Here is a 21,838-nt window from a genome sequence, read left to right on the forward strand (position 1 = left end):
GTCAGCGCACCTCCGCGAACGCCGTGCAGTAGTCGAAGACCGGGTCGACGCGGAGACCGGTCACCGGGTCGTCGTACGGGGACATGAGATCCACGAACGTGGGCGGGCCGAGGGCAGGTTCGGCCGCGCCGGACGCGAGCGCGGCGGTGCGGGCGCCGCTGCCCGCGAACTTCCGCTCGCAGCTGATCGTCACCGACGTCTCGAAGAAGCCGATCTCGATGCTGATCGTCAGGGTGGCCCGGCCGATCGCGTAGCCGTCCTTGTAGCCGAGCTCCATGTAGAGCTCGATGGATGCGGAGACGATGCCGAGGACGTCGACCTCGCCGCGCGCCCGGAGATAGCCGACGAGGGTCACGCTGTTCTGGGCCAGGTCGAGCCGGAAGTAGATCCCGGCCATCACCGAAAGGCTGCCGCTGGCCACCCCGAAGTTCATGGACACGGCGGCCCCGAACTCGATGGCGGCGTCCAGTACGGCGATCTCCTGGGGATTCAGGACGATCCCGAAGTAGCCGCCGCCGCCCAGCATCGACACCGTGAGGCGGAAGGGCGCCTCACGGCGGCAGAACGCGAAACCGGCCTGGAGCGGGGTGTCCCCGATGAAGGGGACCGACAGAACGGCGTTGAGCGAGAGGTTCTCCAGGCTGAAGACGCCGATGGCCGCGCTCGGCAACTGCATGGAGTAGTTGGCGTGGATCCCGGATGCGTCGACCGTGATCGCCGGTGGATCACTGAACCCGTCGAGCGGGATGATGTTGCGCAGGGTCTGTACGAAGTCCAGGTTGCCGACGAAGTCGACGCCGCCGAACTTGACCTCGACATCGGGTTTCTGGCCGGCGCGCATGCTGAACCGGATCTGGTCGAAGTGCAGCACGATCGCGTCGAAGCCGGGGACCATGCGCAGGTCGAACTTGCCCAGGGTGCATGTGACGTCGGCGGCCTGTGGCACGTCCGGGCGCAGCGAGCCGCGCAGGTCGGTGACGAGCGTCAGCTTGCCCGTCGGCCAGAACACGGCGTCCTCCGCCCTGGTCGGCGTCGGCTCGTTGGGAGTCCAGGCCTTGATGTCGGGCTGCCACTGCAGACGCGAGTTCACGACGTCCGGCAGCTTGGCACCGGCAGCGGCGAGTTCGACCGCCTTCTTCAGCGCGAGGGCCTGGCCGACCGCGCTGTCCCAGGTGGCGGCCTGCTCGGCGATCCGGGTGAGCAGCTGTCGCACACCGGTGACCACGCCCGCGGGCAGGCCGACACGCAGCGCGGTGAGAGCGTCGGTGAACCCGTAGAAGGCGTTCTCCACCTCCTCGATGGTGGTGGGGTCCGGCGAGTCCGCCAGCTGGCTGATGATGTACTCCACCAGGGTCTGTGCGAAGGCCGCCGCGGCGTCGGTCACGCGGATGATCAGATCCACGGTCTCCGGGAACTGTTCCTCGACGGACGTCAGCAGATCACGCAGTCCGAGGAGGTCGCCGAGGAAGCCGGTGACCGCGTCGACCGTCGCCGTGAAGAAGTTCGGCGCCTTGAGGTTGTCGAGGCCGATCTCGCTCAGGATGTCGGTGAGCGGGAACATCCCGAACAGCTTGGCGCCGGCCAGTTCGCCGAAGTAGTCCAGGGGGTTGAACCTGCCCTGCGCGAGCTTGGCCCACTTGTCCAGCGGGTCGGCGCCCGCCTGCCCGTCCGCCGCCGCGGACGGCGGGCCCGTGCGGGTGGCCGCGACCGGTCCGGTGAGACGGGAGAGCCCGGCGACCGGGAAGTTGGGCTGGGCGAGCGCGCCGGACGTCTGGCCTTCGTCGCGGAACGTGAGACCGACGGGCTCGGCCAGTTCGACGAACACCTGGCCCTTGTTCGCCTCGGAGAAGGCGTTGCGTACGTACGGCTCGGGATAGAACACCGACTGCGTTCCGTCGGCTCCGAAACCGCCGCCGAACTGGGAGAGCGCCGGGACCACCGCTCGCGCCCAGCGGACCGTCGGCACGAACCGGGGGTGGTCGGTGGGGTCGAGCGCGAGGATGGCATCGGTGGTCGCGGCGCCCCAGACCAACTGCCCGGTGGACAGCGTCGTGTCACCGGGCTTGCGGCTCGGCGCGTAGGCGAGGGACTGGCCGCGCACATCCGCGACGACCCGCCGGACGCCCGGATCACCGGCGTCGGGCGGTTGCGGAGACGGATCGGGGCACAGGCTCCGGTAGTGGTCGATGATGGTCCGCACATCGGCCTTGTTCTCGTGCACCAGCTTGCCGACGAAGGCCATCGGGGTGCGGAAGTCCAGCAGGCGGCCGGCGAGGTCGACCATGCTCACCTGGAACTGGAAGGGATCCTCGGCGGCGGACACCGGGAAGAAGGCGAGCTTCTCGTTGGGCTCGCCGCCGGCGGAGGACAGACCGGGGATCGTCTGCGGCTCCCGCAGATCGGGCGTGACCAGGGTGAGCAGCCGGACGCTGGTGAACGGGAACAGCCGGTGCAGCCGCTTCTGGTCGTCGTTCTCCTCGGGCCCTCCGTAGCCGCGCACCGGTTCGCGGACCATGATGAAGAACCGCTGGTTGAGGTAGGCGGCACGGTCCGGACGCGTGTGGTCGAACTTCCGCTCGGTGACCTTGACGAGGTCCGCAAGATGCCCGAACGGCCACAGCCTGCCCCGATACATGACGCGTACGTAGTGATCCCGGCCCAGCGCGGCGCGGTGCCGCCACTGGGTGACGTCGAAGCCTTCCGGGGGCCTCTCCCACTGGCCGAAGGAGTCGAGCCAGCCGCCCATGGTGGACAGTACGAGGTGCTCGACGCTGAGCGGGGTGGGTTTGAAGTCGCCCGCCAGGTTGTGGTTGGAGCTCAGATGCACCACCGACGAACGGTCCTTGCGGTCCATCGCCATGGTGAACTCGTTGCCCCCGGCGGGCAGTGCTCGCGGCACGGCCGGATCGAAGCCGGGATCCCGGGTCCACACCGCGCGGGCGTGGCCGGCCGGCATCCTGGTGTGCCAGAGCTCGACCCGGTCGCCCGGGTCGGGGAGTTCGACGGCGTGCGTCCATGTCGCCGTGGGCGGCGGTGACAGCAACAGGCGGTACGGCAGTTCGATGCCGGTGCGCGGGTCGGCGGCATCCGCCAAGGGGTTCTCCGGGCCGGGGCCCGCGGCGGCCGTCGGTGCGGGCACGGCGAAGAGTTCGTCGGCGGCGAGGCCGTCCGGACCGTGCCGCGCGGCCAGTTCCGCCGCTGTCCGGGCCAGTCGCAGCGCCTGGAACACGTCGAGGGACCGGTCGGTCACGGCGTGCGCGGAGCGGGCCGCCGGTGCGGGCTCCCTGGCGGCGTCCACGACTCGCAGCGGAAGTGTCCGCATGGCGGTGAGCAGGCCTGCTTCGGTGTACTCGACGACGGTCCCGGCGGCGACGGTGAACACCAGAAGGCTGCGGCCGGCGATGCGTGAGGCGACGGGTGGCGGCTTGTGCGGTTCGCTGCCGGAGGGGGCCGCTTCCGGCAGGCCGGGGCTCAGTTCGAAGAAGGCCTGTTCGGCGACGTGCTGAGGGCCGAACGCGACCACCAGGTAGGCCGGTTGGTCAGGGTCCTTGCGGACCAACTGGCGTGGGCCGAGGAGTGGGCGCTCCAGACGCAGCCCGAGGAAGGTGAAACGCAGGTCCAACAAGTCGGTCGCCCGCAGTAGCCGGTACGGCTGAGGCGATGGGGAGGCGGCCATCTGACTCTCCCGTCAAGGGAATCCTTTGGAGCACGGATCCATCCCTCGATCGGCAGGGACGCGGCTCAGGCCCGAGAAGCGGCCGAAGTGCGCCTGCACGAGGTGGATGGGCTGTCCTGTATCGCGTGGCGCCGGTCTCAGAAGCGCCATCTCGGAAATGCCGACCTCGTGGGTGCCCGGCCCCGGAGAGGCCTGGCGTTGCACCGGCCTCAGCGGAACGAGGCGTCGGAGGTGTCGCGGAGGGAGACGGCCGGGCGGTTCGTGCGGTGGGTGCCGGAGGCACCAGGTATCGGCAGGGCCCCAAGTATCAGCAGATCCCTACTGCTTGTGGCGACCGCGTTTCCCACGCCTCTGCCCCCTGCCCGCTGTCCGCACAACGGCTCTCACCTAGGCTCCCGGACCCACGCGACACCCGTACGGAAGCATCCCCCTATCACTCGAACGAGTGAATGTGGTCGTGGGGCCGTCAAGGCGAGGGCGCGGCAGCGCGGAATAGTCGCTGTGGGGCGCGAGTTGGGGAAGATGACCGAACCACTCCGCCAACGGAAGAGATCCGCAATGCCTCTCAGTGTCGACGAGCGCGAGCAGTTTCTGGCCGAACCGCACATCGGGGCCCTGGCCGTGGACGCGGGCGAGGGCCGGGCCCCGCTCACGCTGCCGATCTGGTACCAGTACGTCCCGGGCGGCGAGCTGTGGGTGATGACCGGACGCGATTCCAAGAAGGGAAAGCTCATCGCCGCCGCGGGACGCTTCTCGCTGATGGTCGACCGTCTGGAGCCGACCATCCGCTACGTCTCCGTGGAGGGCCCCGTCGTCCGTACCGAGGAGGGGACCGTCGAGCACCTGAGGGAGATGTCGGCGCGCTACCTTCCGGCCGAGAAGGTCGAGTCGTACGTGGAATTCGCCTCCAAGGAGCACGGCGAGCAGGTCGCCTACTACCTGCGGCCCGAACGCTGGTACTCGTCGGACCTCGGCTCCGTTTGAGGCACCCCAGGGCCGGTCTTCGAACGGTCGGCCGCGGTCAGGGTGTCACGGCTTGCGGGCGAGGCCGCCGTGTTCGCCGATGGGCTCAGGAGTGGGGGAGGCGGGGCCCGGGCGCCAGAAGGGCACCGAGACGACTCCGGGGTCAAGGAGTTCCAGGCCGTCGAAGAACGCAGTGATCTGGTCGACGGGGCGCAGGAAGTACGGGACCGCGCCGGAGGCGTTGTAGGCGTCCTGGGCCTCCTCGTAGGCGGCGTCGACCCCACGCGACCCGTCGTTGACGGAGAGGTAGCTGCCGGACGGCAACCCCTCCATCAGCCGGGTGACGATGGCGCGTGCCTGGTCGTAGTCGGCGATGTGGCCCAGGATGTTGCTGAGGATGAGCGCGGTGGGCCGGCTGAGGTCCAGCGTCTTGGCGGCGGCAGCCAGGATGCGGTCGGGGTCGGACAGGTCGGCGTCGACGTAGGCGGTCGCCCCCTCCGGGGTGGAGGTGAGCAGGGCGCGGGCGTGGGTGAGGACCATCGGGTCGTGGTCGACGTAGACGATCCTGGCCTGCGGGGCGAGCCGCTGGGCGACCTCGTGGGTGTTGTCCACGGTCGGCAGGCCCGTCCCGATGTCCAGGAACTGCCGGATGCCCGCCTCGGTGACCAGATGGGTGATGTTGCGCTGGAGGAAGGCGCGACTGCTGCGGGCGACGGTGACGATGCCGGGGAACACGGCGCTGTACGCGTCACCGGCGGCCTCGTCGACGGGGTAGTTGTCCTTCCCGCCCAGCCAGTAGTTCCAGATCCGGGCCGAGTGGGGCACCGACGTGTCGATCTTGTGGCGCGCCGCTGAACCGGGCGTCGCGGCAGGGTCGGTCATGGGTACCGTCCGTCTTTCAACCGTGGCGTGAACTGTTCCGTGGACAACCTACGTCGCAACCGGCGCGGGACGCACACCAGTTCGCGCTTTCGAGGCGTACAGGTCGCTCCGGGACGTCGAGAGGCCCCCACCCGGCGTGCGGGTGGGGGCGATGCTTCCCTGACATGGTGCTACTTCTACCCCTGCACCTCTACCTGTACGTCTGACTTCGGCCCGCACTTTCTCTGCCTCGCCCCTGCTTCGCTCCCGGCTCAGCGGATGTTGACGTCGATGCACGCGTAGAAGGCATTGGAGGTGTCGCCGATGTTCCACACCGCGAGGACCTTGTGCCTGCCGGTGGCGCTGCCGAGATTGACCTGGTGGGTGACGGTCGCGGGCGGCTGCTGGTTTCCGCCGTCGATGGTGGCGACCTTCGTGCCGTCGACGAAGTACTCGTAGTTCGCGGTGCGGTGGCGTGCGGTGAACGTCCAGGTGAAGGTCTGCGTCCTGCTGACGTCGCTGACGCGCCAGCCCTTGCTGTCGTTGTCCAGGTCCGCGAACCTGGCGTTGCCGCCACTGCAACTGCGCAGCCCCTTCGGGCCCTCGACGCTCTGTGGCTCCCACTTGATCTCGCCGCACGACACCGTGCCCGAGGCGCATTGCGCCTGACGGCTCGGCGGTGCGTTGACGTATCCGTGCGCGCTGGCCGACCCGGTCGGCAGGGTGAGGGCGAGTATCGGTGCCAGACCTGCGCCGATCGCGGCGGCGACCTTCCGCTTCTTGTCCATGCGTACTCCTTCACTGCATTGCTTCATGGGGGTGTGCAGCGTGAAGTGCTCTTGTGTGGGCGAGGGGTGGGGATGAACGTGGGGCCAGATGTTCATGACTGTCGATTAGTCCGGACCATAGACTTTGGCGGGGCGCGGTCAAGGTCGGTTTCACGCCATGTGGTCCGGTGGGCCGGGGGCCTCAACGGGTCGTGTAGGCGCCCCCGTTGACATGCAGCACCTGCCCAGTGATGTGTCGTGCGCCGGGGGAGGCGAGGAACGCGATCGTTTCCGCGATGTCCGCGGGCGTCCCGGCGCGGCCCGTCGCGGTCGCGGCCACGAGCTGCTCGCGCCTCTCGTCCGGGAGGCGGCCCCGGAAGAACTCGGTGTCCGCGATGTAGCCGGGTGCGACGACGTTGCAGGTGATGTCGCGCGGCCCGAGCGTACGTGCCAGATCGAGGTTCCAGGTGGAGAGCCCGGCCTTCGAGGCGCCGTACGCCCCGTAGGAACCGGACCCTCGGTTCGCGGCGATCGACCCGATATGGACGACCGCTCCGCCGGCCGCGAGCCGACTGTCCACGGCCCTGGTGGTCAGCGCGGCGCTGACGAGGTTCGCGTCGAGGTTGGCGCGGAAGGCCTGCGCGTATGCGACCAGGTCGGCTTCCTCGCCGAGTTCGAGATCCTGTGCCGAAGCGTCGTCGAAGTCGGTGTTTCCGCCGGCGTTGTTGACGAGGACGTCGATCTGGCGCGGCAGCTCCGCGAGAAGGGAGGTGAGCGCCTCGGGCCGGGTGTGATCGCACACCAGGCCCCGTACGCCGGTCTCCGCGGCGAGGCGGTCGAGCGGTTCGGACCGGCGGCCGGTGACGAACACGGTGTCGCCGCGCTCGGCGAAGTGCCGGGCGGCCGCGCGGCCGATGCCTGTGCCGCCGCCGGTGATCAGGACGGTGCGTGCCATAAGCTGAACTCCGCATTCTCATTGAGGCCTAAATTTAGAGCTAAACGTACCACTGGTGCGAGCGCGAGGGGAGAGAGATCGTGGAAGCAGGAGCGGACGCCGGAGCGGGAGTTGGAGCGGAGATAGAGGCGGAGGCGGAGGTAAGGGCAGAGGTGGAGTCGGAAGGTGCCGCCACGTACACCGCACGGGACATCGCCGCCGCTTGGGAGCGCGAGCGCCCCGGCACCCCGGCCACGTCGATCGGCATCGTCACGCCGATCTGGCAGCTGGCCAAACTCTTCGGCGACGACCGGCGCCGGGTCCTCGCCCGCGCGGGTGTGGACACCGCGACCCTCGACCTGCTCAGCGTGCTGCGCCGCAGTGGTACGCCCTACACCTTGACCACCCGCGAACTGGGCCGCCGCTCCATGGTCACGGCGGGCGCCGTCTCCCAGCGCGTGGCCCGCGCCGAACGCGAGGGCCTGGTCGTCCGCCGTCCCGGAGAGGGCCGCCCCCGTACGGTCGAGGTGACCCTCACCGAAGCCGGCCACGCACTTGTGGAGGCGACGGTGGATCAAGTGCTCGGCAGGGAGGCCGACTTGATCAGCGGCCTCACCTCCGAGCAACAGGAGCAATTGACCGCGCTGCTCGGCGTACTCCTGTCAGACGTCCAGCGAAGCCTCGGCGACGAGCGGATCACGCAGGTGGGCCTTGAGTGACGGGGCCTGGGGCCTGGGGCCCGCGGCTCGCGGCTCCTGTGCACGGTGCTGAGCTGCGCTATTGCTGGGGAAACGATCGTTTCTCCTGGTCAGCTGGGCGCGTTGGACGTTCTGCTGAGAGGAGCGGGCGACCATGGTCCGTACAGCGCATTGCGTGCAGCAGGTGTCGGCGGTTTGGGTGACCAGGTCAAGAGGAGTGAAGCGAATGGCATCCATACTCGACGGCTGCACGCCCTGGCCCGAGGCGCTCGTCGACCGCTACTGGGCGGCCGGACACTGGCGTGGCCAAACGCTGGACAACCTGCTGCGCGGCTGGGCCCTGCAGCACGGCCCGCGCACCGCCCTCGTCCACGGCAGCACCCGCATCACGTACGCGGCCCTGAACCGGCGCGTGGACCGCATGGCCGCCGGCTTCCGACTGCGCGGGATCCGCCCCGGACAACGCGTCGTCGTCCAGCTGCCGAACGTCCCCGAGTTCGTCATGACCGTGTTCGCGCTGATGCGCGTCGGCGCGATCCCCGCGTTCTGCCCGGTCTCGCACCGCGCGCCCGTGGTGTCCCACCTCGTACGGGTCACCGAGGCCGTCGGCTACGTCGGCCCGTCGACGTACGCGGGGTTCGACCACACGGCGATGGTCGCGGACATCGCGGCCCAAGGGGTGTTTCTGCGGCGGGTGTTCACCTACGTCCCGCCGGACGCCTCATCCCCGTACGGCGAGTACGGCGGCCTCACCGTCGACTCGGTGGGCTGCCACTACTTCCCGCTGAGTTCCGTTGACGCCCCGCCCGAGCGGGGGCACGCGCGGGGCGCCGAGCAGGTGGCGTTGCTGCTGCTCTCCGATGACCTCGATACACGTGAACTTGGTACAGCTGACCTCGATGCAGTGCTGAAGATCATTCCGCGTACCCACAACGACTACGCCTACCAGGCGCGGGCCGCCGCCGAGCCGGTGTCGCTCACCGGGGACGACGTCCACCTCATCCCGTTGCCCGCCGAGTCCAACTTCGCCTTCGGCTGCCCCGGCATCCTGGGCACGCTCTCCGTCGGCGGGACCGTCGTCCTGGTCGAGAGCTCGGAGCCCCACGAGTGCCTCTCGGCCATAGAGCGTGAGCGGGTCACCGTCACCTCGGTGACGCCCTCCATGGCCCAGAGCTGGGTGGACGCGCTGCCCACGGCCCGGGCCGACGTGAGCAGCCTGCGCCTCATGCAGATCGGCGGCGCACCCGTGCACCGGGCGACCGCCGAACGAGCGGTCCCGGAATCGGTTCCCGACTTGGGGTGCCGTCTGCAGCAGGTCTTCGCGATGGCCGAGGGAGTGCTGATACTCACCAGGCCCGCCGATCCGGACGAGACCGTGCTCGCCACGCAGGGCCGCCCTCTCTCGCCGGACGACGAGATCCGCCTCGTCGACGCCGACGGCAAGGATGTGCCCGCCGGAGACCCCGGCGAACTCCTCGCCCGCGGCCCTTACACGTCGCCGGGCTACTACCGCGCACCCGACCACAACGCACGGTCCTACACCCCCGAGGGATACTTCCGCACCGGCTACCTTGCGCGGCACACGCCGGACGGCAGCGTAGTGGTGACCGGCCGTCTCTGAGGGGCGGCGAGCGGACCTCCTCCACACCGCGGCGATAGCGATGTCCTGCCCCCAACAGCCGCAGCAGGGACCGGCCGAAATTGGCTTGCCCCACGAACAGGGCTCGCCATAAAGTCGGATCACTTCTCTGAGACGTTCCCCGGAAGCATGCCGCAGAGCGGGAGCGTCCCACCTCGTTGAGGTGCCGGAGGGGCGGCCACTGACTTTGTCGACCCTTCCTTTCGGAGGCTCCTTTCATGAACGTCGGTATCGGCCTGCCCATCGGCGACCCCCATGCCCTGCTCACCTGGGCGCAGCGCGCCGACGCCGGACCCTTCAGCACGCTCGGCCTGCTGGACCGGCTCGTCCACGACAACCCCGAACCCCTGGTCGCGCTCGCCGTCCTCGCGGGCGCCACCTCCCGCATCCGTGTCCAGACCGAGGTGCTGCTCGCCCCGCTGCGCGATACCAGCCTCCTCGCCAAGCAGGTGGCCACCTTGGACCGGATGACCGGTGGCCGCCTGGTCCTCGGCCTTGGCATCGGCGGCAGGGACGACGACCACCAGGTCACCGGGGTCGACAAGCGCACCCGAGGCCGGCGCCTCGACGAGCAGATGGCGGTGATGCGCCGCCTCTGGTCCGGCGAGCCGTACGGCGACGGCGTCGGCCCGATCGGCCCCGCGCCCGCCCGGCCCGGCGGCCCCGAGGTGCTCTTCGGTGGCTTCAAGCCCGCCGCGCTCGAACGCGTCGCTCGCTGGGGGGACGGATTCCTCGCCGCCGCGGCGCCCTCGTGGGCAGGCGGCCTGTTCGACACCGTCCGCACCTTCTGGAAGGAGTACGGCCGCGACGGCGAACCGCGCATCGTCGCGCAGGTCAACGTCGCCCTCGGCCCTCAAGACGTCATTGACGATGCCCGGGCCCGCATGCACGCGTACTACACCTTCACCGGCATGGCCGACCGGATGGTCGCCGGAATGCTCACCACGCCCGACGAGATCCGCGATGCGATCGCCCGCTTCACCGACCTGGGCGCCGACGAGGTCATGCTCTACTGCTACGGCCTCGACCCGAATCAGGTGGACCGCCTCGCGGACGTCCTGTGATGGCTTGAGCGAGGGGGAGGGGCGGCACCCGTTGGTCGTCGAGGTTCACCTCCCGCCGCCCCCCGCCATGCGCTCCTCGGCCGCCCGGCTCTCCATCACGCGCTACGAGTGACCCAGGCGGCCACCGCTGCGGCGGCCTCCGCGGGACTGCGGCCGGTGGTGGTGAAATCCCGGCCCACCACGCCCCGGAGTTCTTCCGCATCCTTGATCGCGTCCTCGATCTCCTCGTGGCCCCAGCCGCGGGCGGCGAGGCGGGCACGTCTGTCCGCGTCGGCGCAATCGAGGCGAGCCCAGGAGACTCGTGGCGGGTCCACGGTGTCCGCGGCCGCACTGGCCCATTCATCGGGTGTCAACGGAGACAGGACCAACACGGGTCCACCGGACCGCAGCATCATGGTCGCGATCTTCACCCAGAGCTTGTTGTAGGCGGGCCATACAGGGCTCGCCGAGGGGGAGGTGATGTCGATGCCCAGCAGGTTCCCGTCCGGGTCCGGAAGTTCGTCGAAGTCGACGGTGCCGAACGGGTACGCCTGCAGAGGCCGCAGAAGTGTGGACTTTCCCGCACCGGGAGCCCCGGTGACGACGTGCAGTTTCGACAAACCCAGCCTTCCGTGATCCCCGATGACCCGCCAGCAGGTCTTCCTCAACCTATCGTCGGCCCAGTTTCACGCGGGGTCGGGTACCGGGACCCGCCTGAGGGGCGCGTCCAGGGCGCCGGGGTCGCCGGTGTGCGCGAAGCGGAGCCAGGCGGTGCGCAGGGCGAAGCCCAGGCGGTCCGTCTCCTCCCAGGGGGTACGGCCCAGCATCGGTGAGTCCTGCCAGGCAGCCCGGGAGCCGAGGAGCAGGGGCAGTTCGAGGCAGTGCGTGGCGCCGAACGGTGATCCGGTCGGGCGCCAGTCCAGGCGGTAGGCGTGCACCCGGGCGCCCGCCCGCGCGAGGCGTGCCCCGAAGCGGCCGAGCGGTTCCTGGTAGACCCGGCGGGTCGCGTCCGCCGGGTCGTCACCCTCGTCGGGGAACGCGGACATGTCATCGGCGTTCCATCCGTACAGGACGTCGAGGCCGCGTACGTTGTCGTCGAGGTTCGCGCCCAGGGCGGTGAGGGGACCCGCGCCCTCCACAGGCAGGAACGCGGGTTCCATCGGACTGCCTGGCCTGCGGAGATTGGCCACGGCCGTCTCGCGCTGCGCGGCCAGGACCGCGGGGACGGCAGCCGTGCGCGGGTCTTCCTCGAGCGCGTCGGCGAAGACGCGTCCCAGTTCGAGGGCCTGCTCGCGGGGGCGGGCGCTGAGGATGAGCGGGGCGCTCTGCAGGATGGCCCGGCGGAACAGCCCCTTGGCTTCGGGGAGTTCCATCAGAAGGCGGACGGAGATGGCGCCGGCGGACTGGCCGAGCACCGTGATGTTCCCCGGGTCGCCGCCGTACGCGGCGATGTTCCGGTGGACCCAGCGCAGCGCCTCCACTTGGTCGTAGAGGCCGAGGTTGCCCTCGGCGACCCCGTCGAGGCAGAGGTAACCCAGTGCGCCCAAGCGGTAGTTGACGCCGACGACGACCACATCGCCCTGGACTGCGAGGGCGCCACCGTCGTACCAGTCCATGAGGCCGGCGCCGCTGCTGAAGCCGCCACCGTGGAACCAGACGAGCACGGGCCTGGCCGAGGCGTCCTTCGCCGGAGTGACGATCGACAGGTTCAGGCAGTCCTCGCCCTGCGGCCGGGCGTCGCGGGGCGGGCCCATCACCGCGTCGAGGCGGGAGGGCAGCTGGGGGCAGATCTCGCCGCTCGACGGGCGGCTGTCGCGGGCCGGAACAGGCCGGGGGCGACCGAAGCGCTCGGCCGTGGCGTAGCGGATCGGGCCGGTACGGAGCGGGTTGGTGCGGTCCGGTCCGGTGACCAGGGTGGCGCTGACCGGTCCGGTGCGCACCAGGTGGGGGTTGTCCGGTCCGGTGCGCACCGGGTTGGCGTTGACCGTTCCGGTACGGGCCAGGTTGGAGTCGACCGTTCGGGTACGGGCCGAGTCGGTGCCGGGAGAAGCCGCGCGCACCGGCTCCCCGGCTGCCGCCTCCCCGCCCGCCGCCTCCCCCGTCCGGTTCATGCTCGGATCCGTCATGCCTCTGCTCCCTCCGAAACGAGCACGGTCGCCCCTGGCGCAGTCTCCAGCACCACGCGGAACAAAGCCACCACCCCTACTGGCCTGACCCCGCACATCGCCACGAGTTACCCAGTTCACGCCGGTCGACGAGGCCGAACGGAATGGTCGCGAACCACAGCCCGGCGGCCGCCGTGACGTTCAGAACGAGGAACTGCCGGCCCGGCGCGCGGGCCAGGCTGGACGGAAAGGATCAGGTGTCAGCGCGGTACGCCGAGGCCGTCGAGGACGATGCCCACGGCCCGGTCGAGTGCCTCGCCTTCGCTGAGGTCCGTGGCGTATGCGAGGGCGCGCAGGAGGAGGGAGACGTCGTCACCGGTGACGTCGGGGCGCGCGGCCCCGATGGCCTGGGCGCAGCGGGGTGCGCCGTCGAGGGCCGCACGGAAGGCGTCGGCCGTCTCGGTGACCGGCCGGTACAGGCCCTGGCTGTCGTCGTCGTGCGGGGGCAGCAGGCGTGGGTCATGCCGCAGACCAGGTCGGGGGCCTGGGTGGCGAGTGGGTGAGACGCCGTGACCACGGTAGTGCTGGTCCTACTAGCCAGAACCAGAAGCCGGTAGCCAGAGACCTTCAGCCGGTCTCACGTGGGCCGTGCGGTGGCACATCGGAGCCCGTTCGGGTGGAGAGCGGGTGCTGCCCTGTTACTCGGCGCTGCCGCCGCGGCAAGTGACATCGCGACAGTAGCTGCATATTCCAGGAGGAATATACTCATGCGCGTTCGCTCGACCATCCTCGCCGCCGCTCTCACCGTGTCCGTCCTGGCCGTCGGGGCAGGCGCGGCCGTCGCCAACGAGGACGACCACTACCCGCACCACGAGGTGGGCTACAACCACAAGGGGTTCGCCAGTAAGTACGACAGCGTCGGCGGCCCGCTCGGCATCGTCTGGGCCGAGGCCGCGGGTTACAGCCACGAGGGCATGGGCTACGCGTCCGGCGGCCGTCACTGACGCACACGCTCGGCACCCGCACGACGACGCGGTGGTGAGGAGGGCTTCGGCCTTCGTCACCACCGCGTTTTTGCCGCGTGCGGCCAGGTGCCAGGGGCACCCCTTCCCGCAGGACCCCTGCTCCCGCCGAGCGAGTACCTCGCACCCGACCAAAGCGGTGCGGACAATGTCGGGTGACCGGGGCCGGTGCCACCGCACGATGGGCGCATGGACGACACGACCTTGGTATCCCGATTCCTCCGCGACGGCTTCGTGAAGTTGGAGGACGCCGTCGCGCCGCGCGTGGCCGCGGACTGCGCGCGGCTGCTGTGGCGAGAGACGGGCTGCGACCCGGACGACCCGTCGACCTGGACGCAGCCCGTGCACTGGGTGGGCGGCATGGCACAGGGCCCCTTCGCCGCCGCCCCCAACTCCCCCTCCCTGCACCGCGCGTACGACCTGCTCGTCGGCCCGGGACGCTGGGAGCCGCGCTACTCACTGGGTACGTTCCCGCTGCGCTTCCCGCATGAGGAGGAGCCGGACGACGCGGGCTGGCACATCGAGGGGAGCTATCTGCCGGAGGGCGAGAGCTGGTACTTCACGAACCTGCGCTCCCAGGGCCGGGCGCTGCTCATGCTGTTCCTGTTCAGCGAGGTCGGCGAGGAGGACGCCCCGACCCGGATCCGGGTCGGCTCACACCTCGACGTACCGAAGGTGCTCGAGAAGTACGGGGAGGACGGCGCGAACGGGCTGACCCTCGCCCCCGACCTGGTGACGGCGTCCGACCACCGACCGGTCGCTCTCGCCACCGGCTCCCCGGGCGACGTCTTCCTGTGCCATCCGTTCCTGGTGCACTCGGCGCAACCGCACCATGGCGTGCGCCCGCGCTTCATGGCCCAGCCGCCGCTGATGCCGGCCGCGCCCTACGAAGTGGAGCGGGCCGACGGCGCGTACTCACCCGTGGAGATCGCGATCCGCCGGGGCCTGGGACAGGACACCCCCGGCCCGGACGGGAACGGCACCGACCATCGGCTCCAGGAGTGAACGGGCCCCGCAGCGCATGCGAACACGGCGCGTTGCGCCTGTGCGCTTTCGACGCGCCCTTACGGGCGGCGCGGGAATTCCTACCGTGGTGAGGGTGGCCGGTCCACGGCCACGGTCACGTGCACATCAGCCGAAACGACGGAGGGATGCGTCATGGGTGCATCCGGTGGCGACATGGCGGTTGCGCAGCGCTCGGACAGCACGCCGCTGACGGCGGAGGAAGAAGCGCTGGCATCGGAATGGGCGAAGAGGGAGGCGGGCCCGGCGACCGAGGAGGCATAGGAGATGCCGACCGGTGGGCGGGGCGATGGCGCCGTGATGCCCTGGCCGACGGGCGGGACGGTACGGGCGTCATGCCCACCGCCCGACGACCGTGTCAGGACGGACACCGCGAGCATCGCCATCCCGAGCGTCGACCCCGCCAGCATCGGCACCCCGAGCGTCGATCCCGCGAGCATCGACACCATAAGCGTCGAAAGGGCGGCCCTGAGCCGGGGCAAGCGGCCGTGCTGGCGGCAGCAGGCCCACATCGAGGGCGTCATGTCCCTCTGGGCATGTGACCTGACCGACGTGGCCAACGGCGTACGAACACCCGGTGCGACGGGTGTCGGCAAGGGGCGGACACGGGCGGAGGCCCGGCTCCGTGCGCTGTGCGAGGCTCTGGAACGGCACCTGTCCGGTCCCGCGGCCATCGGCGCCACCGCCGTCCACTTCGCCGGAGCCGAGAAACTGGCCGACGGCCCGTTGGCACGCGAGGCGAGCGCACCGCTGCTGAGGAAGATGCACGGCAGCAAACTCCTCTGCCACACCTACCGGGCGCTGCACCCCGGACACAAGGACGCCGCCGTACCGCTCTACCTGGGCGCGCCCTGGTACGCGGGCGACGAGGGGCGCAACCACCGGATCCGGCTCGGTGACCGCACCGATTACCGAGCCCTGTCCAGGTACTCCGTCAGCTCCGGCTACGGACTCGCCCCGACCGAGGACCAGGCCACCGTCCACGCCCTGCTGGAGACCGTCGAACGCGACGCGTGCTCGCTCCTGACCATCCGCACCCTCCTCCTCGGGCGAGCGCCGACCGGCCTGGACCCGCGCACCTTGCCCGGCGACCTCGCCACCCTCCACACCGAAGCGCAGCGTGAAGCGGGCGCCCCCGTCCACCTCATCGACGCGACGAACGACCTGAACGTCCCCACCGTTCTCGCCTACGCCGCGCCTCGCGAGGGGCATGCCCACCTCCGTGGCCAGGCCTCGTCCCTGACCGCGTACGACGCCGTGGCGGGCGCGCTCGCCGAACTCCTCGAGTGCGCCGTCGCCCGCCGTCACACCCCACCTGCACCAGCCTGCCTCGACGCGCTGAAGCCCTACCCGGCACTGCACCGCTGCGCCCGCTTCGACCTGACGGACGTCCTCGCGCAGATGACCGCCACGGCGTACCGCGATCAACCGCCGCAGGCCAACGCCGGACCCATGGCCGGGGCCAACGCCGGAGCCCAGCTCGACGAGCTGCTCGCCCGCCTGTCGGCACGCGGATTCACCGCTTACCGGCGCCACTTGGCGGCCCTGCCCGGCGAGGTCAGTGCGGTGCACACTGTGGTACCCGGCCTGGAACGTTTCTTCGCCGTGGTCAAAGGAGCACTCATACTTCCTGGACAACGCGGCCAGACCTGCTGAGAACGCCAACGGCCGCGAGGGACGCCGTGCCCTACTGCTGCCGGACGTACCGCCAGAGCACCTCGTCGCTCTCCCGGAGAACGAATCCGCACTGCTGGAGCAGGCGGTCGGCTGTCTTCTGCGGGAAGAGCCGGAAACGCAGGCTCTGGTGGGCGAGAACCTTCTCCTGCCGCTTGATGAAGTAGTCCTTGGTGTACCGGCCCTCATCGTCGACGACGACATGCTGGGCGTACAGGAGCCCCCCGGGCAGCGGCCTTTCGTGGGGCCGGTGCGGCCCTTGGACGCTGAGCAGCAGTGAGCCGCCCGGCTTGATGGAAGCGGCGGCATTCGCCATCCCGACGAGGTTGTCCTCCTCCTCCAACAGATGGCTGCTCAGCCATGACTCGTTCCCGTCCTGGACGATGTACCAGACGCCGCCGACCGAATAGGCGGCGTCGAACGCGGAGGGAAAGGACATGTCCAGGACGTCATCGCGGAGAAGCCGCACCTGGCCGTCCAGGCGCTCGCGGGCCTGCGCCAGCATGCTGTCGGTGTGGTCGATGCCCGTGATCCGCAGATCGGAAGGCCCCAGTTCCAGCAGCCGCTCGCAGACCAGGCCGGTGCCCACTCCGAGTTCCAGCAGGTCCCGGCCGTCGCCGACGCGATCCAGGAGCGTCCGCGCGTAACGGTCGTAGTCGTAGTAGCCCGAGGTCATGACGAGGTCGTAGTACCGCGACAAGTCAGCGTAGGAATCCGGCATTTGCGGGACCGTAGTGGTGCCGGGTGGAGCAGGGCAAGGTGCGGATTCAGGCCGCATCCGGCGCGGGCGGCGACACGCGCGGCACCCCCGCACCCAGTGGCACTCACAGGCCTCCATGCACCAAGATGGGCGAGAAAGCTTTCCGGTAATGCCGCGCCGGTGTCTGTGGTGGGAGACCGGCAGGCGGAGAGGGGCTGAGGCCGTGGTCAGTGAGAACAGGGGATGGATGTTCCTGACGAACCACGCACGGGTGCTGCTGGCCATCGCGCACGATCCGGCCGTGCAGTTGCGGCAGATAGCCGCTTCCTGCCGGATCACCGAGCGGACGGCCCAGGCCATCGTGGCCGACCTGGAAGAGGCCGGCTACCTGCACCGCCAACGGGTGGGGCGGCGCAACCGATACACGCTCCACCTGGACAAACCCTTCCGGCATCCGGCCTATGCCGGACTTCCCGCACGCGCCCTACTGAACATCTTCGCCGACCAGCCCGCGGACACCGGGCCGCCTGCGGACTGAGACGGAAAGCTACGGACATGGAACAAGAGACCGAGGCCCGGCTAGTGATCCGCCATGTCCCGGCGGCCCGGTCCGTGGTGCTCATATGCCTGTCCGGAGAGCTGGACCTCGACACCACCGCCGTACTGCGCGAGGCGATCGTGCAGGTCGCCTCGCGCCCCCGCGGTGGCCGCCGGCTGATGCTGGACCTGTCCGCCCTCACCCACTGCGACAACGCGGGCCTGTTCACCCTGCTCGGCATCTGCCAAGCGCTCGACGCGGTCGGCGTCACGGTCGCCATCGCCTGGACCGGAACCGTCGCCGACACGGCCATCGAACGAGCCGGACTACGGGAGCGATTGCCCCTGCGCGTCTTCTGACCGGAAATTGAATAGAACGCAAATTCAAACTTGGTAATCCGTTCGGGGCGCGCGCCTGATCGTGCGTCAATCCTGAACGGGGTATACAGAAGTGCAGGGGTATACAGAAGTACGAGGGGTATGCAGAGGCGCCAAGGAAGAACGGGAACCTACGGCTGTGATGTATGTGACCGGCACGCACTACAGGCAGCGCGTCATGCCGTACTACCGGGCGTTCGGGTCCCGCCTGGGGTACACCGCACTGCTCGGACGCACGCGCCACTTCGGCTGGTACGAGGCCGGTGACGCACCCTGGAGATTCGCGGCGGCCATGCGGCGCATGGAGGTTGTCGCAGCCAGGAAGCTCGCCCTGCCTCCCGCCTCGTCCGTGCTCGATGCCGGATGCGGTGTCGGGGACACCGCGCGCACCGTCGCGAGGGTGAGCGGCGTTCATGTCACCGGGATCGACGGAATCGAGTCGGATATCGTCATCGCCCGGCGACGGTCGGCCGATGAGGCCAAGGGTGGCGGTGGCGGCGGCGGTGATGAGGAACGACGCGGTCGCACGAGGTTCCTCCGAGCCGACTACCATGCGCTGCCGTTCGCGAATTCCTCCTTCGACGGCGTTTACACGATGGAGTCCTTCGTCCATTCACCGGACCTCTCACAAGGCCTCGCCGAGTTCTTCCGCGTCCTGCGGCCCGGCGGGAAACTGGTGATGTTCGAATATTCGAGCACTCCCAGAGCCGAACTCACACCCGCTGCCCGCTCCGCCCTTCTCCGAGTCTGTGATCGTTCGAGCATGCCGGGAATGCTGACGATGACTCATGGCGAACTGGGGCGCCTGCTCGGTGAGACCGGTTTCACCCTGGAATCGGTCGATGACGTCTCCGCCAGGATCCTGCCCATGCTGCGGTCCTTCTCGACGCTCGGCTGGCTGCCGTACACCGTCGCACGCGGGTTCAGGTGTGGGGACCGCCTGGTCAATGCGATGAGCGGAGTGGAGATGTACCGGCACCAGAACACTTGGCGCTACACCATCAACGTCGCCACCAAGCAGGTGCCTCGGGACGGGCATACGCGATCATGACCCCATGAACTCTCGCTTCCTCGGTATACCCGAGCTGGCCGACGCCCCATCCGCCCCATCGGTGGCCGTCGTGATCGACGTCATGCGTGCTTTCACGGTGGCAGCCTGGGCCTTCGCTCAGGGGGCGGAGAAAATCGTTCTCGCCGAGTCGCTGGACGAAGCACTGTCGCTCAAAGCTCGCCACCCGGACTGGGTGGCGCTCAAGGACGGCCCGCCCGCGCCCGGCTTCGACGCCGTCAACTCCCCGGGCCGACTGCGGTCCCTGGACCTCGGCGGACGCACCGTCGTGCAGAAGACCACGGCGGGAACGGTCGGCGCCCTTGCGGTCAAGGAGGCATCGCTGGTCCTTTGCGCCGGTTTCGTGGTGGCGGAGGCGACGGCTCGGCTCTTGCGGATACGTGAGTGCGGCAGCGTCACGTTCGTGGTCACCGGCGAGGACGGGCGCGCCGACGAGGACCTGGCATGCGCGCAGTACATCGCTCGTAGGGCCACGGGGGCGGGGACGGACGCGGCCGCGTACCTCCGCCGTGCCGGAGAGTCTCGCGCGGCCGCGGAGCTGACGGAGGGGGTGCGCCAAGGAGTCCACCCCGACGACGTCGCACTCTGCCTCGAACTCGACCGGTTCCCCTTCGCCATGGTGGCGAGCGAGGAGGACGAGCTCATGGTCCTACGTCCGTGCGCCGTACCCTCTCCCTTTCCCTCTTCGTCTCCCTCCACCTCTCCCTCGCCGATCGACGAGGCTACGGACTGATCACTGGCGTTGTCGGCGTCTCACGGGCCGTTCCGGTCGTAGCGGGGACGGCTGGCGGGCCTTGGGGGTCATGCCGTCGAGGAGCCGATGCCAGGTGGGGGAGAGCACCTCGTACGGCAAGTGCATGCCGCGGGTGCATCCCACGCGAGCGTCGACGTGGCGAGGAGGCCGCGCTGATCGAGGCACTCTCATCTCCCTGCCGCGGCACCGATCTCGGTCATCCGATGCTTTCGACGATGCGGAAGTCGCGCTCGACGCCGTCGGAGAGGGCGACCAGCGCCTCCTGGTAGGCCGCACTCTCACGGGCCGCGACGGCCTGCTCGAAGCTGTCGAACTCGATCAGGATCGTGCGCTCGGCGATTCCGGCGTCGTATGCGGCGACCCGACCATCACGGGCGAGGAGCCGCCCGCCCCCGAGCCGGACGGCCGGACCGGCCAGCTTGTTGTAAGCAGCGAGCTTCTCGGGGTCTGAAATGGTGCGGTAGACGCTGACCCAGTAGGCCTTGGGCATGGAACCTCCAGTGTGGGGATGAGTGCATCTGACTTGCAGGTCGATCCCGGACTGCTTCGATTTTCGAATCACTATGATGCTTCGAGAAGCGAAGCGCAAGAGTGAGAAGGAGTGAGTATGGGAGCCAGAGCGCCACGTCCGGGTGTGCCGGTGCGGGGGTCCGAATCGGGTCGTCCAGTGATGGCCGCGCTCGACCTGCTCGGACGGCGTTGGACGATGCGGATCCTGTGGGAACTGAGCCAAGCTCCGGCCGGCTTCCGTGAGTTGCAGCGCCGATGCGAGCGCATGTCCTCCAGCGTGCTCAGTACCCGGCTCGAGGAGCTGTCCAACGCCCGCCTGCTCGCCCTGGACGGTGATGGCTACCGCCTCACCCAGCTCGGCCGGGATCTTGTCGAGGCACTGAACCCGCTGGACGCCTGGAGTCGACGGTGGGCCGAGGAAATGGGTCCGGCGACGGCAGGAGGGCTGGAGTGATCACCGCGTAGCGCGACGTCAAGGAGTTCATGCTGCACGCCGGAGTCGGCCATGGGGCTTACCGCTGGAGGGCCGAACACTCCCGGTCACGGCGTACTGGCGAACCAACTTGACGCTGCGTCAGCTTGCCCGGCGTTCGGGGCCTCGAAGTCGTCAGCCGACCGCATCGTCGACCACCTCGGCCCTCTGCCCGCACTCCATCCCCCGCATAAGGTTCCGACCCCAATCCCCGCTGCCCCGCGCACACTCCTGGCCTCCTGGTTTGGCGTCGACCGGTCCACTGTCACCCGTGTGATCGGTGAAGTGAGGCCGCTGTTGGCAGAGCGAGGCTGCACCGTGGCACCGGACATCCGGCTGCGGACGATGGCCGATGTCATCCAGTACCTCGGTGCAAGTGGATGGGCAGCGATCATTGATGCCACGGAGATCCGGGTCCGTCGGCCCATGCCAGGGCCGCCGGACGCGACCGGTATATCTCGGGCAAGAGTAAGCAGAACGCGATGAAGGTCCTCGTCGTGACTGGCGGGGAGGGGCGCCTACTGTTCGCGGGTGCGCTGAGACCGGGAAGTTGCCCGGATATCACCCAGGCCCGCGACGCTGGCCTGGTCCAATTGCTCGCCGAGCAACTCGACCTTCAGATTCCTGCCGACGCCGGCTACCAGGGCCTGGGTGCTCAAACTGCTCAAACTGGCGGTCAGGTCATCACGCCGCCGCACCGCAAGTTCAAGGAGAACACTCCAGCGTGGTGGGAGGAGATGTTCACCCAGCGCCGCAAGGCACACTCCTCACGCCGCATCCGCGTCGAGCACGGCATCGCCCACCTGAAGAACTGGCGGGCTCTGGCTCGCCACCACGGCCGTCGCCCACTCCTCGAAGACACCGTGCCAGCGATCGCCGGACTTGTCTCACACCAGCGGGCAACCCATCCTCTGGCAGCTACAACGGGATGAACTCAACCGCCCTGCACCATGATCAGCGTCCCGCCGACAACCATGCACGAGCTCGTCAGGGAGGCCGGGGCTGACAACTGG

Annotated in this window: 24 protein-coding genes and 1 pseudogene; 15 read left to right on the forward strand and 10 right to left on the reverse strand. The window is 69.4% G+C overall.

Annotated features, from left to right (window positions below; genetic code table 11):
- Position 1 precedes the first annotated feature (1 nt).
- Positions 2-3,676 (reverse strand): hypothetical protein, encoded by a 3,675-nt coding sequence (locus ACFVYR_RS30075; protein WP_384256534.1) that lies wholly within the window; start codon positions 3,674-3,676, stop codon positions 2-4.
- Positions 3,677-4,234: 558 nt separating this feature from the next.
- Between ACFVYR_RS30075 and ACFVYR_RS30080 the strand changes: the two genes are divergently transcribed.
- Positions 4,235-4,660, forward strand: coding sequence for a pyridoxamine 5'-phosphate oxidase family protein (locus ACFVYR_RS30080; RefSeq protein ID WP_384256536.1), 426 nt, complete (start codon positions 4,235-4,237; stop codon positions 4,658-4,660).
- Between the two features lie 45 nt (positions 4,661-4,705).
- Here ACFVYR_RS30080 and ACFVYR_RS30085 read toward each other — a convergent pair whose 3' ends face one another.
- The 3 genes from ACFVYR_RS30085 to ACFVYR_RS30095 form a co-directional block, all read right to left on the reverse strand.
- Positions 4,706-5,521: an SAM-dependent methyltransferase gene (locus ACFVYR_RS30085; protein ID WP_384256539.1), complete on the reverse strand. Its 816-nt coding sequence runs from the start codon at positions 5,519-5,521 to the stop codon at positions 4,706-4,708.
- Between the two features lie 251 nt (positions 5,522-5,772).
- On the reverse strand, positions 5,773-6,288 hold the full coding sequence (locus ACFVYR_RS30090; protein WP_384256541.1) for a lytic polysaccharide monooxygenase auxiliary activity family 9 protein: 516 nt from the start codon (positions 6,286-6,288) through the stop codon (positions 5,773-5,775).
- A 181-nt stretch (positions 6,289-6,469) separates the two neighbouring features.
- Positions 6,470-7,222, reverse strand: coding sequence for an SDR family NAD(P)-dependent oxidoreductase (locus ACFVYR_RS30095; RefSeq protein ID WP_384256544.1), 753 nt, complete (start codon positions 7,220-7,222; stop codon positions 6,470-6,472).
- A gap of 152 nt (positions 7,223-7,374) precedes the next feature.
- Between ACFVYR_RS30095 and ACFVYR_RS30100 the strand changes: the two genes are divergently transcribed.
- From ACFVYR_RS30100 to ACFVYR_RS30110, 3 genes are all read left to right on the forward strand, one after another.
- Entirely contained in the window at positions 7,375-7,920 is a 546-nt protein-coding gene (locus ACFVYR_RS30100; RefSeq protein WP_384256598.1) for a MarR family winged helix-turn-helix transcriptional regulator, read from the forward strand.
- A 205-nt stretch (positions 7,921-8,125) separates the two neighbouring features.
- On the forward strand, positions 8,126-9,520 hold the full coding sequence (locus ACFVYR_RS30105; RefSeq protein WP_384256546.1) for an AMP-binding protein: 1,395 nt from the start codon (positions 8,126-8,128) through the stop codon (positions 9,518-9,520).
- 236 nt (positions 9,521-9,756) lie between these two features.
- Entirely contained in the window at positions 9,757-10,602 is an 846-nt protein-coding gene (locus ACFVYR_RS30110; protein ID WP_384256549.1) for an LLM class flavin-dependent oxidoreductase, read from the forward strand.
- A gap of 95 nt (positions 10,603-10,697) precedes the next feature.
- On the opposite strand, the gene ACFVYR_RS30115 is transcribed toward ACFVYR_RS30110, so the two are convergent.
- The 3 genes from ACFVYR_RS30115 to ACFVYR_RS30125 all read right to left on the reverse strand — a co-directional run bounded on the left by ACFVYR_RS30115 (position 10,698) and on the right by ACFVYR_RS30125 (position 13,216).
- Positions 10,698-11,201, reverse strand: coding sequence for a hypothetical protein (locus tag ACFVYR_RS30115; protein ID WP_384256551.1), 504 nt, complete (start codon positions 11,199-11,201; stop codon positions 10,698-10,700).
- A 66-nt stretch (positions 11,202-11,267) separates the two neighbouring features.
- The gene (locus ACFVYR_RS30120) at positions 11,268-12,707 is read right to left on the reverse strand and encodes a carboxylesterase family protein (protein ID WP_384256553.1); all 1,440 of its coding nucleotides are present in this window, start codon (positions 12,705-12,707) and stop codon (positions 11,268-11,270) included.
- Positions 12,708-12,946: 239 nt separating this feature from the next.
- A complete protein-coding gene (locus ACFVYR_RS30125; RefSeq protein ID WP_384256601.1) occupies positions 12,947-13,216 on the reverse strand; it encodes a hypothetical protein in 270 nt (89 codons plus the stop codon).
- A 237-nt stretch (positions 13,217-13,453) separates the two neighbouring features.
- Between ACFVYR_RS30125 and ACFVYR_RS30130 the strand changes: the two genes are divergently transcribed.
- Positions 13,454-13,690, forward strand: a complete 237-nt coding sequence (locus tag ACFVYR_RS30130) for a hypothetical protein (RefSeq protein ID WP_384256556.1) — start codon at positions 13,454-13,456, stop codon at positions 13,688-13,690.
- A gap of 207 nt (positions 13,691-13,897) precedes the next feature.
- Positions 13,898-14,713 (forward strand): phytanoyl-CoA dioxygenase family protein, encoded by an 816-nt coding sequence (locus ACFVYR_RS30135; protein ID WP_384256557.1) that lies wholly within the window; start codon positions 13,898-13,900, stop codon positions 14,711-14,713.
- Between the two features lie 80 nt (positions 14,714-14,793).
- On the opposite strand, the gene ACFVYR_RS30140 is transcribed toward ACFVYR_RS30135, so the two are convergent.
- Entirely contained in the window at positions 14,794-15,255 is a 462-nt protein-coding gene (locus ACFVYR_RS30140) for a hypothetical protein (RefSeq protein ID WP_384256559.1), read from the reverse strand.
- Between ACFVYR_RS30140 and ACFVYR_RS30145 the strand changes: the two genes are divergently transcribed.
- Complete coding sequence (locus ACFVYR_RS30145; protein WP_384256562.1) at positions 15,254-16,387, forward strand: YcaO-like family protein; 1,134 nt, start codon at positions 15,254-15,256, stop codon at positions 16,385-16,387. The genes ACFVYR_RS30140 and ACFVYR_RS30145 overlap by 2 nt on opposite strands.
- A 31-nt stretch (positions 16,388-16,418) precedes the next feature.
- On the opposite strand, the gene ACFVYR_RS30150 is transcribed toward ACFVYR_RS30145, so the two are convergent.
- A complete protein-coding gene (locus tag ACFVYR_RS30150) occupies positions 16,419-17,126 on the reverse strand; it encodes a class I SAM-dependent DNA methyltransferase (RefSeq protein WP_384256564.1) in 708 nt (235 codons plus the stop codon).
- A 202-nt stretch (positions 17,127-17,328) separates the two neighbouring features.
- On the opposite strand from ACFVYR_RS30150, the gene ACFVYR_RS30155 reads away from it, so the two are divergent.
- The 4 genes from ACFVYR_RS30155 to ACFVYR_RS30170 all read left to right on the forward strand — a co-directional run bounded on the left by ACFVYR_RS30155 (position 17,329) and on the right by ACFVYR_RS30170 (position 19,822).
- Entirely contained in the window at positions 17,329-17,643 is a 315-nt protein-coding gene (locus tag ACFVYR_RS30155) for a helix-turn-helix transcriptional regulator (RefSeq protein ID WP_384256567.1), read from the forward strand.
- Positions 17,644-17,660: 17 nt separating this feature from the next.
- The gene (locus tag ACFVYR_RS30160; RefSeq protein WP_384256569.1) at positions 17,661-18,002 is read left to right on the forward strand and encodes an STAS domain-containing protein; all 342 of its coding nucleotides are present in this window, start codon (positions 17,661-17,663) and stop codon (positions 18,000-18,002) included.
- A gap of 166 nt (positions 18,003-18,168) precedes the next feature.
- Positions 18,169-19,071, forward strand: a complete 903-nt coding sequence (locus ACFVYR_RS30165) for a class I SAM-dependent methyltransferase (RefSeq protein WP_384256572.1) — start codon at positions 18,169-18,171, stop codon at positions 19,069-19,071.
- A 4-nt stretch (positions 19,072-19,075) separates the two neighbouring features.
- Positions 19,076-19,822, forward strand: coding sequence for a 2-phosphosulfolactate phosphatase (locus ACFVYR_RS30170; protein ID WP_384256574.1), 747 nt, complete (start codon positions 19,076-19,078; stop codon positions 19,820-19,822).
- A 217-nt stretch (positions 19,823-20,039) separates the two neighbouring features.
- On the opposite strand, the gene ACFVYR_RS30175 is transcribed toward ACFVYR_RS30170, so the two are convergent.
- The gene (locus tag ACFVYR_RS30175) at positions 20,040-20,333 is read right to left on the reverse strand and encodes a DUF1330 domain-containing protein (protein ID WP_384256576.1); all 294 of its coding nucleotides are present in this window, start codon (positions 20,331-20,333) and stop codon (positions 20,040-20,042) included.
- A 117-nt stretch (positions 20,334-20,450) separates the two neighbouring features.
- On the opposite strand from ACFVYR_RS30175, the gene ACFVYR_RS30180 reads away from it, so the two are divergent.
- From ACFVYR_RS30180 to ACFVYR_RS30195, 4 genes and pseudogenes are all read left to right on the forward strand, one after another.
- Positions 20,451-20,807 (forward strand): winged helix-turn-helix transcriptional regulator, encoded by a 357-nt coding sequence (locus tag ACFVYR_RS30180; RefSeq protein ID WP_384256578.1) that lies wholly within the window; start codon positions 20,451-20,453, stop codon positions 20,805-20,807.
- A gap of 37 nt (positions 20,808-20,844) precedes the next feature.
- Positions 20,845-21,011, forward strand: a pseudogene (locus ACFVYR_RS30185) (transposase family protein); the annotation flags it as partial.
- A 45-nt stretch (positions 21,012-21,056) separates the two neighbouring features.
- Positions 21,057-21,311, forward strand: coding sequence for a hypothetical protein (locus ACFVYR_RS30190; RefSeq protein ID WP_384256602.1), 255 nt, complete (start codon positions 21,057-21,059; stop codon positions 21,309-21,311).
- Entirely contained in the window at positions 21,308-21,757 is a 450-nt protein-coding gene (locus ACFVYR_RS30195) for a transposase family protein (protein WP_384256580.1), read from the forward strand. The genes ACFVYR_RS30190 and ACFVYR_RS30195 overlap by 4 nt, the downstream gene beginning before the upstream one ends.
- The last annotated feature ends 81 nt before the right edge of the window (positions 21,758-21,838 follow it).

The organism is Streptomyces sp. NPDC058284 (assembly GCF_042881135.1).
Classification (GTDB): domain Bacteria; phylum Actinomycetota; class Actinomycetes; order Streptomycetales; family Streptomycetaceae; genus Streptomyces.